Here is a 14,829-nt window from a genome sequence, read left to right as displayed (position 1 = left end):
CAATTTGCCGCTTTTCCCCGGAGTCTTACGGAGCACCGTTACGTCAGGGGTTAGCGAGCTGTTCAGGGCGACCGGACTATCGTTTCCGGCAGGTATTCCCTTATCCGGCAAGCATCCTCATGACACGATCGCGATCAGCGGCCTGCGTCGCATTGGCCATCGCGCTACTCGCCGCGGCCATTCCTGCAGCGAAAGGCGACGAGGTCGGCGTCAGCGACGACGCGATCCTGTTCGGCCAGGCCGCCGCGCTCGAAGGCCCCTCCTCGGCGCTCGGACAGCGGATGCGGCAAGGCATCGTCGCGGCATTCACCGAGATCAACGAAAAGGGCGGCGTCCACGGCCGCAGGCTCCAGCTCATCAGCCGCGACGACGGCTACGATCCCGACCGCTCGGTGGCGCAAACGCTGCGGCTGATCGAGGACGACAAGGTGTTCGCGCTGATCGGCGCGGTGGGCACGCCGACCGCGATGGCGACGATACCAATCACCAGTAGCAGGAACATTCCCTTCTTCGGTCCGTTCAGCGGCGCCGAATTCCTGCGCGATCTCGAGCTTGCGAACGTCGTCAACATCCGCGCGAGCTATGGCGCTGAGGCGGAGGCCTGGGTCAAGCACCTCACCGAGGATCGCCACTTCACCCGCATCGGCATCTTCTACCAGGACGATTCCTTCGGATGCGACGGTCTCGCCGGCGTGAAGCGCGCGCTCGCCAGGCGCGGCCTCGAGCTCGCCGCCGAAGGCACCTTCGAGCGCAACACCCGCGCGGTCGGCTCGGCCTGGCGCATGATCAAGCGCGCCGAGCCCGAGGCCATCGTCATGGTCGGGACCTACGGCCCCTGCGCGGAGTTCATCAAGCTCGCACATCGCAGCGGCTTCCGTCCGACCTTCGTCAACATTTCCTTCGTCGGCGCCAATGCGCTCGCCCGAGAGCTCGGCCCCGACGGCGAAGGCGTCATCGTCTCGCAGGTCGTGCCGTTTCCCTGGGATCGCTCGCAACAGCTCGTCGCCGATTACCAGGCGGCGCAGCAGGCGTTCGACCCGACGCTGACACCGGACTTCGTGTCGCTCGAAGGCTACCTCTCCGGCCGCCTCGCGGCCGCGGCGCTGGAACAGGCCGGGCCGCAGCCGACCCGCGCGAGCCTCCTGCGCGCCATCAACGACGTCGGCCGCTTCGACATCAGCGGCAGCATCGTCACCGTCGGCGCGCGCATGACCGACGCGCCGCCGAAGGTGTTCTTGACCGTGATCCAGAAGGACGGGACGTTCAGGGCGGTGGATCGGCTTTAGGGCCGCCGCGTCCAGCGGTCGGCGTTCACTGCGCCTTGCGGGACCTCGCCTTTGACGATCGCCTCGACCTGCCGCACCGTTTCCAGCGACTGGTATTCGATCGCCTGTGGTGTCAGCCCGCCGACATGTGGCGTGGCGATAACGTTGGGAAGCCTCGCCAGCTCCGGGCTCGGCATCTGGTCGGGCGCGCGGCCGACGTCCATCGCCGCGGCGGCAATGCGGTTCTCGCGCAGCGCGCGCGCCAGCGCGGCCTCGTCGACGAGATTGCCGCGCGAGAGATTGATGAACACGGCATGCTTCTGCATGCGCGCCAGCGCCGCCTCGCCGATCAGATTCTCGGTCTGCTCGTTGGCGATCGCGAGGCAGACGACGTAGTCGGAGGCCCCAAGAAGCTCGTCGAGACTGACCTGCCGGATCGCGCTGTCGCTGACATCCGCGAAGGGATCGGAGACCAGCACCTCCATGCGCATCACCTTGGCGATTTCGGCGAGATAGCGCCCGATGCTGCCATAGCCGATGATGCCGATCTTGCTGCCGGCGAGCTGGCGGCCCATCCGCGCCTCGACCTTGCGGCCGGCCTGGTAGTCCGCCGTCGCCCGCGACACGCCGCGGGAGAGATCGACCATGAAACCGAGCGCGAGCTCGGCCACCGCCTGCACGAAGCCGGGCCCGGCGCGGGTCACGAGCACGCCGGCTTGCGAGGCCGCATCGACATTGACGTTGCGGATGTCAACGGCGCAGCGGACGAAGGCGCGCAGGCGCGGCAGTTGCGCGAAGATCTCGCCGCGTCCTTCGGTCATGCGATCGGCGACGATGATGTCGGCATCTTTCGCCGCACGCACGAGGGTAACCGCGTCCAGCGTATCGTCGCTCTCGTGCAGGATCACCTCGGCGGCTGCGCGCAGGCCGTTCAGGCTGCGGTCGCCGTAGTAATTGCGACGCATCTCCGGCGTGTGAGCCAGCAACACTTTCACGACAAGACTCCTTCAGTAGCCGAATGCCCGCGGCAGCGCAGTCGAGAGCCATGGCACGAAGGCGATGACGAGCAGGCAGAGGAACAACAGCCCGAGATAGCCCATGATCGGCTTCACCGTCTGCTCGATCGGCACATTGCCGATCAGGCAGGCGCCGTAGAGTCCGAGCCCGAGCGGCGGTGCGAACAGGCCGATGCCCATCGCGATCACCAGCACGACGCCGAAATGCAGGGGATCGACGCCGAGCTGCACGGCGACCGGCAGCAGCAGCGGCCCGAAGATGATCAGCGCGGCCGCGCCTTCCAGCACCGAGCCCATCACGATCAGCACGGCGATCGCGAGCAGGATGAACAGCCAGACGCCTGAGGTCTTGGACAATCCAAGCATGAAATCACCGACCGCATGCGGCACCTGCTGCAAGGTCAGCGTGAACGCCAGCGACTGCGCCGCTGCGACGATGAACAGCACGAGCCCCGCGCGCGTCGCAGCCTGGACAAAACTGTGCGCGGCCGATTTGAAGCCGAGCTCGCGGAACACGAGACTGCCGACGACGAGCGCATACGCCACGGCGAAAGCGGAGATCTCGGTGGCTGTGGCAAAGCCGCTCTTGAAGCCGAAGAAGATCATGAAGATCAGGCCGAACGAGGCGATCGCACCGCTCCACAAGCCCGACACCGGCATCTGCGGCGCGACGTCCTCGGTATCCGCCGGCCGCTTGCCGAAGATGATGGAGACCGCGATCAGGACCAGCGCCATCAGCGCCGCCGGCAAGAGGCCCGCGACGAACAGGCCGCCGATCGACAGGTTCGCGACGAAACCCAGGATGATCAGGTTGATGCAGGGCGGAATGGTTTCCGCCATCACCGCGGACGCGGCAAGCAGCGCCACCGCGCCGCCCGGGTTCTGCTTCGAGCGTCGGGCCGCCGGGATCAGCACTGAGCCGACCGCGGCGACGTCCGCCATCTTCGAGCCCGAGATGCCGGAGAACAGCACCATCGAGGCCACCATCACGACGTTCAGGCCGCCGCGCATGCGGCCGACACCGCGCTGTAGCAGCTCGATCAGCCGCACCGACATGCCGTTGGCTTCCATGAGGTAGCCGACGAGGATGAAGAAGGGAATCGCGAGCAGCACGAAATTGTCGATGCCGCGCGCCATCTGCTGGGCGAAGATGACGCCGGGCAGCGCGCCCTCGACCCAGATGAAGATCAGCGCGGCCAGCGCCAGCGCGAACCCGATCGGCAAGCCACCGAACAGGGTTGCGAAGAAGCCGATCAGCATCAGCGTACCCGCCGACGGCACGGTGGACGGCGACAGATAATCCCAGGCGAGATAGAGGCCGCTGACGATGACGACCGCAACGAGGCCCCTGACGATGTCAGGCAGCGGCCGCGCGCAGAGCTGGTCGATCGCGAACACCGTCATGAACAGCGCGCCGACGCCCATCGGATAGAAGGTCAGCTCCAGCGGCAGGCCCGAGCCGGTGGTCTGGCCTGAAGTCAATGAGCCCAGCTTGATCGCGTTGTAGGCGACATAGCCGGAGATCAACACGACCAGAAGCGCGCTCGCGGCATCCACCAGCGCGCGCAGCCGCACCGGCAGTAGATCGCGGAAGAAGGACACGCCGACATTCTCGCCGCGCGCGAGCGCGCTCGCCGCGCCGAAGAAGGCCGAGCCGACCATCAGTCCGCGCGCGACGTCGTCGGACCATTCGACCGGCGCATTGAAGCAGAAGCGCAGCAGCACCGACGCGCAGACGACCACGAGATCGGCGGCCAGGAGGATGGCCGCAATCGCGTCGCTGAGGCGGAGCAGCAGCGAGATGCTCCCGTGACGGCCGCCCGAGAGAGGCACGGCGGCTGTCATCGCCATCTCAGACTTGGTCATCTCAAGCTTGCGTCGCGCGGATGATGTCGATGACGGCCTTGGACTCCGGCCGCGCCTTGATGAAGTTCTCGTGCTGCGGGGCGACGCGCTTCTTGAAGGCTTCGCGGTCGCATTCGGCCACCGTCACGCCCTTCTCCGTCAAGGCCGTCAGCGCCTCCTTCTCGACCGCGAGCCCGTGGGCGCGGGTGTCAACCGCGGCCTTCTTGGCGGCATCGAGGAAGCCCTCGCGCAGCTTCGGATCCATGCGGTTGTAGGTCACGTCGCTGAAGTAGATCGCGAGCGGCGAGAAATTGTGCTGCGTCAGCGCATAGAATTTTGCCGTTTCGAAGAACTTGCTGGCCAGGATCGTCGGCGGATCGTGCTCCAGCCCATCGAGCACGCCGGCCTGCAGCGCCGTGTAGATTTCGCCAAATGCCAGCGGCGTCGCGGCGGCGCCCATCAGGCGCAGGCATTCCGTGATCACCGGATTCGGCAGCGTCCTGATCTTGAGGCCGGCGAGATCCTCCGGCGTCTTCACCGGCTTCTTCGCGAGCACGCTGCGTGAGCCGAAATTATAGGCCCAGGCGATGATGCGGATGTTGCCGCCCTTGAGCAGCGCGTCCTCGATCGGCTTGGCGGCGCCGGAATCGAACGCCTTGGTCTGCTGCGGGAAGCTCGAGAACAGAAAGCCGAGGTCGAAGGTGCCGACCAACGGCACCAGGTTGGCCGAGATCGACGAGCCCGACACCATGAGGTCGATGACGCCGAGCTTCACCGAATTGATGACGTCGATCTCCTGCCCGAGCTGGTTGTCAGGGAAGAAGGCGACCTCGACCTGCTCGCCGAGCCCGTTGCCCTTCAGGTTCTTGACCAGGTTGTCATAGTAGACGCGGCCATTGGCGTATTTCGGATCGTTCGGCAGCGAGGAGGAGCATTTCAGCTTCAGCGTCGCCGCTTCGGCGCGACCGATGATGGCAGGAGAGAGAACGAGGCCGGCGGTGACCGCCGTCGACGACTTGATGAACGTGCGACGGCTCACGGGCACGATGGTCATGGCGCGGTCTCTCCCCGAATATTCTTGTTGACGGCCGAGATCGCTGCCACGGCCTGTTGCGCGGACTGTATGGCCAAAGCGACGGAGCAGGCAAGGGTTGCGGCCGGGGGAGCCGCGACGGCACAAGCAGCAGGCGCACCGGCAGAGACCGAGCGGGACGCCTGTGTTTATGGGTGTTTTCGATGATGCCGCGCGGCAGCGACAAGACCCGCCATGCAAGATTGGCGTGGATCGATCCAATTCAGGTATGGATCAATGCCGAACGCAGATTGATCGGTGCGAAGCAGAACAAGCCGCGGGATCGTGATCCCGCGGCTCTCAGATTTAAGCAGATGCCGTGATGTCAGCGCGAATGTGCGCCGCTCAACTGCCCGCTCGCCGCCTCGACATCGCGCGAGGGCCGCAGCGCATAGGCGCCGTCGCCGAGCAGCGCCTGCGCCGCCAGTGCGATCGCCCAGAACGCGGGGTATTCCCAGCCGCCCTTCGGATTGGTGAAGAAGAAACCGGCAGCGCCGTGCACCGTGAAGATCGCGCCGAGCAGGATCGGAATGCCCGCGAGCGCCGCATAGCGGGTCCAGACGCCGAGGATCAGCGCGACGCCGCTCAGCACCTCAACCGTCATGATGAGATAAGCGAGCTCAGGCGGGAAGCCGAGGCTGCCGAAGAATTTTGCGGTGCCGGCGGGCGTGAACACGAACAGCTTCAGGCCTGCATGGGCCAGAAAGAGCGCGCCCAGGGTCACGCGCAGCACCAGCGCGGCGTAGGGGGCGGTACGGGAATCGATCATGGCGGTCTCCTTTGCGCCGCAAACTGATCTATTCTCATTCCGATGATAATCCGCTATTCTGGAAATATACTTCACACCAATAGAGTGAGATTGTTTGCTCGACCGCCTGACCAGCCTTGAGGTCTTCGCCAAGGTCGCCGCGACCGGCAGCCTCTCCGGCGCGGCCCGGGCCATGAGCCTGTCGCAGACCATGGTGACCAAGCACGTTGCGTCGTTGGAGGCGCGGCTCGGCACAAAACTGTTTCACCGGACCACGCGGCGGCTCTCCATCACCGAGGCCGGACGGAGCTATCTTGAATCCTCCGAGCGCATCCTCGCCGACATGGAGGCCGCCGATGCCGCGGTGGCGCGCGAACGCGTCGAGCCGCGCGGCCTGCTGCGTGTCAACGTGCCCGTCGTGTTCGGCAACAGGCAGATTGCGCCCCTGATTGCGGAGTTCTCCGCACGCTATCCCGAGGTCACGGTCGAACTCGGCCTCAACGACCGCCTCGTCGATCTCGCCGAGGAAGGCTGGGACCTCGCGATCCGCATCGGCAAGCTGCGCGAATCCAGCATGGTGGCGCGGCGGCTCGCGCCGAACCGCCTCGTGGTCTGCGCCGCGCCGTCCTATCTGGCGAAACACGGCACGCCACGCAGCGTTGCCGACCTCGCTACTCATAATTGCCTCGGTTACACGCTTGCGCAGCAGGCGAGCGCGGCGGAATGGCTGTTCGGCGCGGATGGCGAGATTCGCGTCCAGGTCAGTGGCACCCTGCGTGCCAACAATGGCGATGCACTGCGCGCGGCGACGCTGGCAGGCCTTGGCCTGTCGCGGCAGCCCACCTTCATCATCGCCGACGATTTGCGAGCCGGCTCGCTCGTTGCTCTTCCGCTCGACCAGCCGGAGATCCAGACCTCGGCGGTGCACGCGGTCTATCTGCCCGACCGCCGGCCGCCGGCCAAGGTGCGCGCCTTCATCGATTTTCTTGCCGCGCGCTTCGCGCCGGACCCGCCCTGGGACCGCGAACTGTTCTGACCGCGCGCTAGCCCGGCAGACTCCTGCCCGATTTTGTCGCACCGCTGCGTGAGCCAGCGCACAGACAGACGCGTGGCGGCGACCTAGAAAGGTGACATCATCGTGCGCATTGCCGATGGAGGTGACACCATGCGCCGTCCAGTCCTTCGCAATTTGTTTCTTGCATCCAGCCTCGTCGCGCTCGCGCAATTGATGACGCCGACCGACGCCGACGCCGAGGCGCGGCTCGCACTCGTGATCGGTCAATCCGCCTATCGCACCGTGCCGGAGCTGCCCAACGCCGCCAACGACGCCAGGGGCATGACGGAGCTGCTCGGCAATGCCGGCTTCACCGTCACCACGGCGGCCAATTTGGCGCAGAACGAGATGCGCGCTGCGATCTCCGATTTCGCCGGCAAGGTCAGCGCCAGCGGCGCCGACACCGTCGCTCTGGTGTTCTATGCCGGCCACGGCCTCCAGATCGACGGCGAGAACTATCTGGTGCCGGTCGATCTCGATCCCAAGCGCGAGGCCGACATTCCGCTCCAGGGCGTGCGGCTGAACGATCTGCTCAACACGCTCGGTGCGCTGCCGACGCGCGCACGCATCTTCATGCTCGACGCCTGCCGCAACAATCCGTTCCCGGCGCTCAGCGGCGCCGGCCACGGGCTTGCAATCGTCGACACCAAGGCCGGCGCGCCCGGCTCCTTCATCTCCTACTCGACCTCGCCCGGCGCCGAAGCCGAGGACGGCTCCGGCATCGACAGCCCCTACACCACGGCCGCGCTGACCGTCGCCAAGCAGCCGAACCTGCCGATCGAGGAAGTGTTCAAGCGCATCCGCATCGCCGTGGCGCAATCGACCGACGGGCGGCAGATCCCGTGGGAAAGCTCGTCGCTGACGACCGACTTCAAGTTCTTCGGCGGCGAGAGCAGCGGCGGACAGCCTGCTCTCCCGGGCGCATCCGCCATGGCACTCGCCAGCGGCACGCGCAGCGTCGCGGACTGGCGCAAGGATTTGCAGGGCAAGGAGCCGAAGGCTGCCTATGAGCTGGTGATCGCCGACGACACCGTCGAGGCGTATCAGGCCTATATCGAGCTCTACGCACAGGCCTCCTACACGCCGCGTCTGCGCACGATCCTGGAGCGCCGGCGTCAGATGCTGGCCTGGGAGCGGGCCACCGCAATCAACACCCGCGCTTCGTTCGAGGCTTATCTGGCGAATTGGGACAACAGCGACCTCGCCGCAACTGCGCGCCGGCTGCTGCTTCGCGTGCAGAACCGCAACTATGCCTTGCCCGTCGCGGCCGCAGCGGCCCCTGCTCCGGTCGCGGTCGCAATGGCCCCGACCTGCCCGTGCTCGGCGCCGGCAACGCCGGTCAATCCGGCGGTGGCGCCGGTCATCAAGAAACGCGTCGACGACACCCCGCCGAAGCGAAAGGTGGTCGAGACGCCGCCAAAGCCGCGCCGGCCGCCGCCCGACGAAGTGGTCTACGAGCGCGCGCCGCCCCCAGGCCCGCCACCTGAAGCCGTGGGCGTCGGAATTGGTGTCGGGATTGGTCTCGGCATGGGCATGGGCGGTCGTGGCGGAGGCGGCTACGGACGCGGCGACTACAACCGCGGCAGGTACTGAGACTGCTCGCGCAATGCGGAGGACAAATGTGCCCTCCGTCATTGCGAGGAGCCCTTGCGACGAAGCAATCCAGACTCCCTCCGTGGTGGGATTCTGGATTGCTTCGCTTCGCTCGCAATGACGACGGAGAGGCTGACCATCAACGACTCTGCCCCCTTCCCGAAAATGCTGTAGTCTGATCGCCGCCAGCCTTTCCGGGGATTCCACATCGATGCCGCACGACGCGTCCACCAAGAACTCATGGCCGCTGTTCCGGTCACTCGCGTCCTATTCCCTGCCCGGCGACCTCATGGCGGGCCTGACGCTGGCGGCGATTGCGATCCCCGAGCAGATGGCGACGGCACGGCTCGGCGGTTTTGCGCCGCAGATCGGCTTCTTCGCGTTCATGGCGGGCTCGCTCGGTTTCGCGCTGCTCGGCGGCAACCGCTTCCTGTCCTGCGGCGCGGATTCCACGATCACGCCGATCTTCGCCGGCGGACTTGCCGCGCTCGCGGCCACCGGCTCGCCAGAGTATCAGGGGTTGGCAATCGCACTGGCGCTGATGGTCGGCGCGATGATGCTGGCCGGCGGCGCCTTCCGCCTCGGCGGCATCGCCAATCTGTTGTCGGTGCCGGTGACGGTCGGCTTCCTCGCCGGCATCTCCGTCCACATCATCGTCTCGCAACTGCCGGGCGTGCTCGGGCTCCAGTCACCAAGCGGGCCGACACTCGACCGCATCGGCGTGCTCGCGACCGAACTCGGCCGCACCAACCCCTTCACGCTCTGCATCGGGCTCGGTGTGCTCGCCGTGGTCTTCATCGCCGAGAGGATCAGCCCGAAAATTCCGGGTGCGCTGATCGGGCTCGTGGCCGCTACATTGGCCGTGATCGGGCTCGGCCTCGAAAGCAAGGGCGTCAGCGTCGTCGGCGCTGTGCCGGGCGCGCTGCCGCGACCGACCTTGCCTGACCTTGCGCCGGAGCTGTGGGTGCGCCTGGTGCCGCTCGCCTTCGTCATCACCGTCGTCGTGATGGTGCAGACCGCCGCGACGACGCGGTCGTTCCCGTCCGATCCCGACAAGCCCGCCGACGTCGATCGCGATTTCCTCGGCGCGGGCGCCGGCAGCGTGCTGTCCGGCCTGTTCGGCGCGTTTCCAGTCAATGCCAGCCCGCCGCGAACCGGGATCGTTGCCGAGACCGGCGGACAATCGCAGCTCGCGGGCCTCGCGGCCGGGGCAATCGTGCTGGCGCTGCTCGCGTTCGGCACGGGGCTGCTGCAGCACGTTCCGGACGCCGCGCTCGGCGGCATCCTGCTGTTCGTGGCGCTGCGGATCATCCGGGTGAAGCAGATCGCCATGATCTACCGGCAATCGTTCAGCGAGTTCCTGCTGATCGTCGCCACTGCCGCGCTGATCATCGTGCTGCCGATCGAGCAGGGCGCTTTCCTCGGCATCGTGCTGTCGCTGCTGCACGGCATCTGGAGCACCACGCGCGCCAAGCTGGTTGAGTTCGAGCGCGTACCGGGCACCACAATCTGGTGGCCGGCACATCCGCACATCACCGGCGAGCACGTCGCCGGCGTCGCCGTGATCGGGCTCCAGGCGCCGCTGTCCTTCCTCAACGCGCCGGGTTTTCGCAGCGATGTGGCCAAAGTGCTCGGCACGTCGACACCGCAATTGCTGGTGCTGGAGGCGAGCGGCATGGTCGAGATCGACTTCACCGCCGCGCAGATCCTGCTCGACGTCTTCAAGGCGTGCAGCGAACAGGGCGTCACCGTCGCGCTGGCGCGGCTGGAATCGGTGCGCGCGCAGAACGCGTTCGAACGTTTCAGACTGTTCGACGCCCTGCCCCGCGACCACGTCTTCCACAGCGTCGACGAGGCCGTGCGCAAGCTGGCGAAATAATCCTGCTTACGCCCTCGATCCTCATCCTGAGGAGCCCGCGAAAAGCGGGCGTCTCGAAGGATGGCCACGGGCGAGATCCGGGCCTTCATGGTTCGAGACGCGCGAAGACGCGCTCCTCACCATGAGGGTCTGGGTGCAACGAGGATAACGAGAGCCGCCCTCACTGCGCCAGGATGGGGTGATCATGCTGCACGGCCTCGCGGATCCAGCTGGCATGGATCGCGCGAAACAGGATCTGCGCGGTCTTGAGGTCGTTCGCCTTCATGCAGAGATCGACGATGCGCTGGACGGCGGCGTCGCGCATCAATCCATCCGAGATCTTCATCGCGATTTCCATGGCGACCTTGGCCGCGCGTTCATAGCGCTCAGCTTCGCGCTTGTCGTTGCGCGCCGAACCGGTCGCGCTCGCGGCTGCGGCGTCACAGATCGCGCGGATGCGCTCGGCGGCCTCGATGTCGCCGAGCGGTCCTTCGATCGTCTCGTCCCATATGTGCATCGGCTTCTGCTTCGCGAACCACTTCATCGCCCCGCCACAATGGTCTTCCAGTATTTCCGCGCTCCCGCCCCGCCCAGCATAGAGAGGCCGATCGGGATCGGCGAGGCGATTTTTCCGCCACGCATTATCGATCTGCAGTCAGGACGTCCGACGTGGTCCGATGGCCTCGAACTGCGCCTTCTGCTCGTCATTCAGTGTGGCGTAGAAATCCTCCAGCGCCGCGCGAACCGACTTGACGCCGTCGAGCATCGTGTCGAGCCGCTTGCGAACCGCCGCCATTCGCGCCGGCGGCGTCATCACGTCGCTGGGCTGGCAGGCCGCCTTGAGCGATGCGCTGACCTTGGCGCTGGTATCCTGGAGCACCTGCAGCGCAGCGCGCTGGGTGTCGTTGGGATGAAGCCTCGCCTCGATATCGGCGCTTGGCCAGTCGAGCGCAGCAGGCGTCGCGCAATTCTGGACCAGCGATCCCCCGGTGTTGGTGGAAGCTGTCGCACGACGCTGATCCTCGGCCAGCGCATTGAAGCGCGCCTTCTGCTCGTCGGTGAGCGAGCCGTAGAATCGATCGAGGGCGGGCTGAACGAGATCGACGGCTTTCTCCATCGCCTCGATGCGCTGCTGCATCGCCGTCAGCCGACCTGGCGCTGTCGCCGCGACCTGCGACGGGCAGGACGCGCGGATCATCTCGGACGCCTGGATCGAGGCGTTGCCGAGTTCGTCGAGGCTTGCGCCTTGCGCCTCGCTCGGCTGCACCGCGGCGGCGATCTGGTCGATCGGCAGACCGGCGATCTCGCGGCGGTCGCTGCCGCAAAGCTGATCCAGCGCAACACCGCGCGCCTGGCGCCGTCCCAGCGGCCGCTGCGGCAGATAGGCGGAAAGTCCATCGTAGCCGTAGGGTCCGAAGATGCCGGCATAGATGTCCGGATAGCCGTAGCCCCAGAAGCCGAGACCGTCGCCCCAGATCGTGTAGTCGTAGAGATCGTTGTAGGCGAACGGCCAGAACAGCGGTCCGACCCAGCCATAACCACCGCCCGCATGTTGCCACCACCCGCTGCTGGCGCCGTGCCAGCCGGCCAGTGCGGCCGCCGCCGCGATCTGAGCTCGTGCGGCCGGATTGCTGATCAGACGGCCGTTGCGGAAGGCGCTGGAATGCGCGTTGAGGGCGTTGCGAAAATTCGCAGGACGGACGGCCGCATTGCGGATCTGGCCGAAGTTCGGGCCACGATGTCGCGCGCCAGTTGCGAAGCGGGGCCCGCCATGATGTCCGCCGCCATGCGCGTGTCCGAAGCCATGACCACCAAAATGGCCGCCTCCATGATGACCACCACCATGATGACCGCCGCCGTGATGGCCACCGCCATGCCCGCCGCCATGACCGCCTCCGTGCCCACCACCATGGCCGCCACCGTGCCCGCCCTTGCCCAGCGCCGTGCCCGCCAGCACGCAGGCAAGCGCCATCACGGCAATTCCAATGACAGGTCGCAACATCGCATCCTCCCGCAGAGCCGCGCCATACAGGCATCGGAAACTGACGGGATTGGAACCGGCCTGACTGCCGAAAGTTCCGCGACCGAGCCCTAGGCCTCCGGCACGATCTTGCCGGGGTTGAAGATGTTGAGCGGATCGAGTGCCTTTTTCAGCGCCCGCATCGCATCAATCGCCTCGGGGCCGAGTTCCGCCCTAAGATATTTCTGCTTGCCCTGGCCGATGCCGTGCTCACCGGTGCAGGTGCCGTCCATCGCCTGCGCGCGCTCGACCAGGCGATGCATGAACTCCTCGCCGCGCGCCATCTCGTCGGCATCGTTGGTGTCGCAGACCAGCGAGCAGTGGAAATTGCCGTCACCGACATGGCCGACGATCGGCGACAACAGGTTGAGGCGCTTGAGATCTTCCTCGGTCTCGCCGACGCAATCGGCAAGCCGCGAGATCGGCACGCAAACGTCGGTTGCAACCACGCCGATGCTTTCGCCGGGCCGCAGCGCCTTCACCGACCAATAGGCGTCGTGCCGCGCCTGCCACAGCTTGGTGCGATCCTCCGGCTTGGTGGTCCAGGAGAAATCGCCGCCGCCGCAATCCCTTGCGATCTCGCCGAAGGCCTTGGACTGCTCGCCGACCTCGACCTCGCTGCCGTGGAATTCCATCAGCAACAGCGGCGTTTCCGGCAGCGTCAGCTTCGAATAGGCGTTGCAGGCCTTCACCTGCGCGGCGTTGAGCAGCTCGATACGCGCCACGGGAATGCCGGTCTGGATCGCCAGGATCACGGCCTGACATGCCCCGTGCACGGTCTCGAACGACACCGCGCCGGCCGCGATCGTGTCAGGGATGCCGCGCAGGCGAATGGTCAGCTCGGAGATGATGCCGAGCGTGCCTTCGGCGCCGACGAACAGATGCGTCAGGTCGTAGCCGGCGGATGATTTCTTGGCGCGCGTGCCAGTGGTGATGATCTCGCCGTCGCCGCGCACGACCTTCAGCGCCAGCACGCTGTCGCGCATGGTGCCGTAGCGCACCGCGTTGGTGCCGGAGGCCCGGGTCGAGGCCATGCCGCCGAGCGAAGCATCCGCGCCGGGGTCGATGGGGAAGAACAGGCCCTGGTCGCGCAGATGCTCGTTCAGCGCCTTGCGGGTGACGCCGGGCTGGATCACGCAGTCGAGGTCCTCGGCATGCACCGCGAGCACCTTGTTCATGTCGCGCAGGTCGATCGAGATGCCGCCGGCGGGCGCGTTGACCTGGCCCTCCAGCGAGGTGCCGGTGCCGAAGGCGATGACGGGGACGCGGTTGTTGGCGCAGATCCGCACCACGTCCTGGATGTCGGCGGTCTCCTGCGCCATCACCACGCCGTCCGGCGGCTGGTTGACGATCCACGTGGTGGTATGGCCGTGCTGCTCGCGAACGGCCTGCGAGGTGATGAGGCGGTTGCCGAACCGTGCGGCAAGCTGCTCCAGCGCGCTTGCGAGGGCTTTCGGCTCGACCCGCGGCGGATTATTGGTGATGGTCGTACCCACGGATAGTCCTCCCGACAGAAGAACCGTGGCAAAGGACATCTAACCGGTCAAGTCAAGCGACCGCGCGCATAGCAGGAAAGACACATGCCGGAGACCGCCGCTGCCGAGCCGTTCCGCTCGTCGATCATGCAGATCGAGCCGCAATGGATCGACTATAACGGCCATCTCAACATGGCCTATTACAACGTGATGTTCGACCGCGCGATCGACCAGATGTGGTTACAGCTCGGGATCGGGCCGGGCTACATGAAGGAGCGAGGCGGCTCGACCTTCACTGCCGAATGCCATGTGCGGTATCTGCGCGAAATCCACCTCGGCGATCCCGTGCAGGTGTCGGTCTGGCTGCTCGAAGCCGACGACAAGCGGCTGCACACGTTCCAGGAGTTGCGGCACGCGACGGAAGGCTGGCTGTCGGCGACCTCCGAAAACATGTCGCTCCACATCGACATGGGCTCGCGAAAGGTGGCGGCCTTTCCGCCCGATATCCGGCAGCGCATTGCAGCCGTCGTCGGCGCCCACGGCGCCGTGCCGCAGCCCGAGGGCATCGGCCGGAACGTGGCGATGCCCTCGAAGCGGTAGTGCATGGTCCGGACCCGAAGGGCCGCGTTCGCGCAAAGCGTGAAGCGGATTTCCGGTAAGATCATGCACCAATCAGACCGCGCTATATCCTGTTGCGGCCGCGGGCAAGGCCCACCACGGCCGAGACCAGGAACAGCACGACGGCGATGAAGAAGATGATCTTGGCGATCTCGATCGAGGCGCCGGCGATACCGCCGAAGCCCAGGATGCCGGCGATCAGTGCGATAACAAGAAACGTCACAACCCAGCCTAGCATGGTCAAACCCTCGTCTTGATGTCTGTC

Annotated in this window: 14 protein-coding genes; 6 read left to right on the top strand and 8 right to left on the bottom strand. The window is 66.2% G+C overall.

The genetic code is table 11. The features are described 5' to 3' along the window. The first annotated feature begins 119 nt into the window (after positions 1 to 119). On the top strand, positions 120 to 1,286 hold the full coding sequence (locus tag OWC48_RS14310; protein WP_282520571.1) for an ABC transporter substrate-binding protein: 1,167 nt from the start codon (positions 120 to 122) through the stop codon (positions 1,284 to 1,286). Here OWC48_RS14310 and OWC48_RS14305 read toward each other — a convergent pair. Genes OWC48_RS14305 through OWC48_RS14295 form a run of 3 tightly spaced genes read right to left on the bottom strand, consistent with a single transcriptional unit; the run spans position 1,283 to position 5,180 of the window. Further along, positions 1,283 to 2,260, bottom strand: coding sequence for a hydroxyacid dehydrogenase (locus OWC48_RS14305; RefSeq protein WP_282520570.1), 978 nt, complete (start codon positions 2,258 to 2,260; stop codon positions 1,283 to 1,285). The two genes, OWC48_RS14310 and OWC48_RS14305, sit on opposite strands and share 4 nt — an antisense overlap. A 12-nt stretch (positions 2,261 to 2,272) precedes the next feature. After that, positions 2,273 to 4,126 carry a TRAP transporter large permease subunit gene (locus OWC48_RS14300; RefSeq protein ID WP_282520873.1) on the bottom strand — a complete coding sequence of 618 codons (1,854 nt, stop codon included), beginning with the start codon at positions 4,124 to 4,126 and terminating at the stop codon, positions 2,273 to 2,275. 22 nt (positions 4,127 to 4,148) lie between these two features. Further along, positions 4,149 to 5,180 carry a TRAP transporter substrate-binding protein gene (locus OWC48_RS14295; protein ID WP_282520569.1) on the bottom strand — a complete coding sequence of 344 codons (1,032 nt, stop codon included), beginning with the start codon at positions 5,178 to 5,180 and terminating at the stop codon, positions 4,149 to 4,151. 182 nt (positions 5,181 to 5,362) lie between these two features. Here OWC48_RS14295 and OWC48_RS14290 point away from each other — a divergent pair, with 182 nt between their 5' ends. Further along, entirely contained in the window at positions 5,363 to 5,521 is a 159-nt protein-coding gene (locus OWC48_RS14290) for a hypothetical protein (protein WP_282520568.1), read from the top strand. 2 nt (positions 5,522 to 5,523) lie between these two features. Here OWC48_RS14290 and OWC48_RS14285 read toward each other — a convergent pair whose 3' ends face one another. Next, on the bottom strand, positions 5,524 to 5,967 hold the full coding sequence (locus OWC48_RS14285) for a DoxX family protein (protein WP_014493016.1): 444 nt from the start codon (positions 5,965 to 5,967) through the stop codon (positions 5,524 to 5,526). 94 nt (positions 5,968 to 6,061) lie between these two features. Here OWC48_RS14285 and OWC48_RS14280 point away from each other — a divergent pair, with 94 nt between their 5' ends. The 3 genes from OWC48_RS14280 (at position 6,062) to OWC48_RS14270 (ending at position 10,472) form a co-directional block, all read left to right on the top strand. Then, the gene (locus OWC48_RS14280) at positions 6,062 to 6,982 is read left to right on the top strand and encodes a LysR family transcriptional regulator (protein WP_282520567.1); all 921 of its coding nucleotides are present in this window, start codon (positions 6,062 to 6,064) and stop codon (positions 6,980 to 6,982) included. Positions 6,983 to 7,111: 129 nt separating this feature from the next. After that, positions 7,112 to 8,593 carry a caspase family protein gene (locus tag OWC48_RS14275; RefSeq protein ID WP_282520566.1) on the top strand — a complete coding sequence of 494 codons (1,482 nt, stop codon included), beginning with the start codon at positions 7,112 to 7,114 and terminating at the stop codon, positions 8,591 to 8,593. A gap of 211 nt (positions 8,594 to 8,804) precedes the next feature. Further along, positions 8,805 to 10,472: a SulP family inorganic anion transporter gene (locus tag OWC48_RS14270; RefSeq protein WP_282520565.1), complete on the top strand. Its 1,668-nt coding sequence runs from the start codon at positions 8,805 to 8,807 to the stop codon at positions 10,470 to 10,472. 160 nt (positions 10,473 to 10,632) lie between these two features. Here the strand turns inward: OWC48_RS14270 and OWC48_RS14265 are convergent, their stop codons facing one another. The 3 genes from OWC48_RS14265 to OWC48_RS14255 form a co-directional block, all read right to left on the bottom strand. Next, positions 10,633 to 10,995 (bottom strand): hypothetical protein, encoded by a 363-nt coding sequence (locus OWC48_RS14265; protein ID WP_282520564.1) that lies wholly within the window; start codon positions 10,993 to 10,995, stop codon positions 10,633 to 10,635. A gap of 111 nt (positions 10,996 to 11,106) precedes the next feature. Then, positions 11,107 to 12,453, bottom strand: a complete 1,347-nt coding sequence (locus OWC48_RS14260; RefSeq protein WP_282520563.1) for a Spy/CpxP family protein refolding chaperone — start codon at positions 12,451 to 12,453, stop codon at positions 11,107 to 11,109. Between the two features lie 89 nt (positions 12,454 to 12,542). Beyond that, positions 12,543 to 13,967 carry an FAD-binding oxidoreductase gene (locus OWC48_RS14255; RefSeq protein ID WP_282520562.1) on the bottom strand — a complete coding sequence of 475 codons (1,425 nt, stop codon included), beginning with the start codon at positions 13,965 to 13,967 and terminating at the stop codon, positions 12,543 to 12,545. Between the two features lie 84 nt (positions 13,968 to 14,051). On the opposite strand from OWC48_RS14255, the gene OWC48_RS14250 reads away from it, so the two are divergent. Further along, positions 14,052 to 14,546: a thioesterase family protein gene (locus tag OWC48_RS14250; protein ID WP_282520561.1), complete on the top strand. Its 495-nt coding sequence runs from the start codon at positions 14,052 to 14,054 to the stop codon at positions 14,544 to 14,546. Positions 14,547 to 14,628: 82 nt separating this feature from the next. Here the strand turns inward: OWC48_RS14250 and OWC48_RS14245 are convergent, their stop codons facing one another. Then, a complete protein-coding gene (locus tag OWC48_RS14245) occupies positions 14,629 to 14,802 on the bottom strand; it encodes a DUF1328 domain-containing protein (protein WP_008556598.1) in 174 nt (57 codons plus the stop codon). Between the last annotated feature and the right edge of the window lie 27 nt (positions 14,803 to 14,829).

It is taken from the genome of Bradyrhizobium sp. Arg816, assembly GCF_029989365.1.
In the GTDB taxonomy this organism is placed as follows: Bacteria; Pseudomonadota; Alphaproteobacteria; order Rhizobiales; family Xanthobacteraceae; genus Bradyrhizobium.
This window is presented reverse-complemented; position numbering and strand designations above follow the sequence as displayed.

Bases quoted from the DNA above. Each gene is read 5' to 3' on its own strand.
- OWC48_RS14310 (WP_282520571.1), top strand. From the start codon at position 120: ATGACACGATCGCGATCAGCGGCCTGCGTCGCATTGGCCATCGCGCTA.
- OWC48_RS14300 (WP_282520873.1), bottom strand. From the start codon at position 4,126: ATGACAGCCGCCGTGCCTCTCTCGGGCGGCCGTCACGGGAGCATCTCG.
- OWC48_RS14295 (WP_282520569.1), bottom strand. From the start codon at position 5,180: ATGACCATCGTGCCCGTGAGCCGTCGCACGTTCATCAAGTCGTCGACG.
- OWC48_RS14290 (WP_282520568.1), top strand. From the start codon at position 5,363: ATGATGCCGCGCGGCAGCGACAAGACCCGCCATGCAAGATTGGCGTGG.
- OWC48_RS14285 (WP_014493016.1), bottom strand. From the start codon at position 5,967: ATGATCGATTCCCGTACCGCCCCCTACGCCGCGCTGGTGCTGCGCGTG.
- OWC48_RS14275 (WP_282520566.1), top strand. From the start codon at position 7,112: ATGCGCCGTCCAGTCCTTCGCAATTTGTTTCTTGCATCCAGCCTCGTC.
- OWC48_RS14270 (WP_282520565.1), top strand. From the start codon at position 8,805: ATGCCGCACGACGCGTCCACCAAGAACTCATGGCCGCTGTTCCGGTCA.
- OWC48_RS14265 (WP_282520564.1), bottom strand. From the start codon at position 10,995: ATGAAGTGGTTCGCGAAGCAGAAGCCGATGCACATATGGGACGAGACG.
- OWC48_RS14260 (WP_282520563.1), bottom strand. From the start codon at position 12,453: ATGTTGCGACCTGTCATTGGAATTGCCGTGATGGCGCTTGCCTGCGTG.
- OWC48_RS14250 (WP_282520561.1), top strand. From the start codon at position 14,052: ATGCCGGAGACCGCCGCTGCCGAGCCGTTCCGCTCGTCGATCATGCAG.
- OWC48_RS14245 (WP_008556598.1), bottom strand. From the start codon at position 14,802: ATGCTAGGCTGGGTTGTGACGTTTCTTGTTATCGCACTGATCGCCGGC.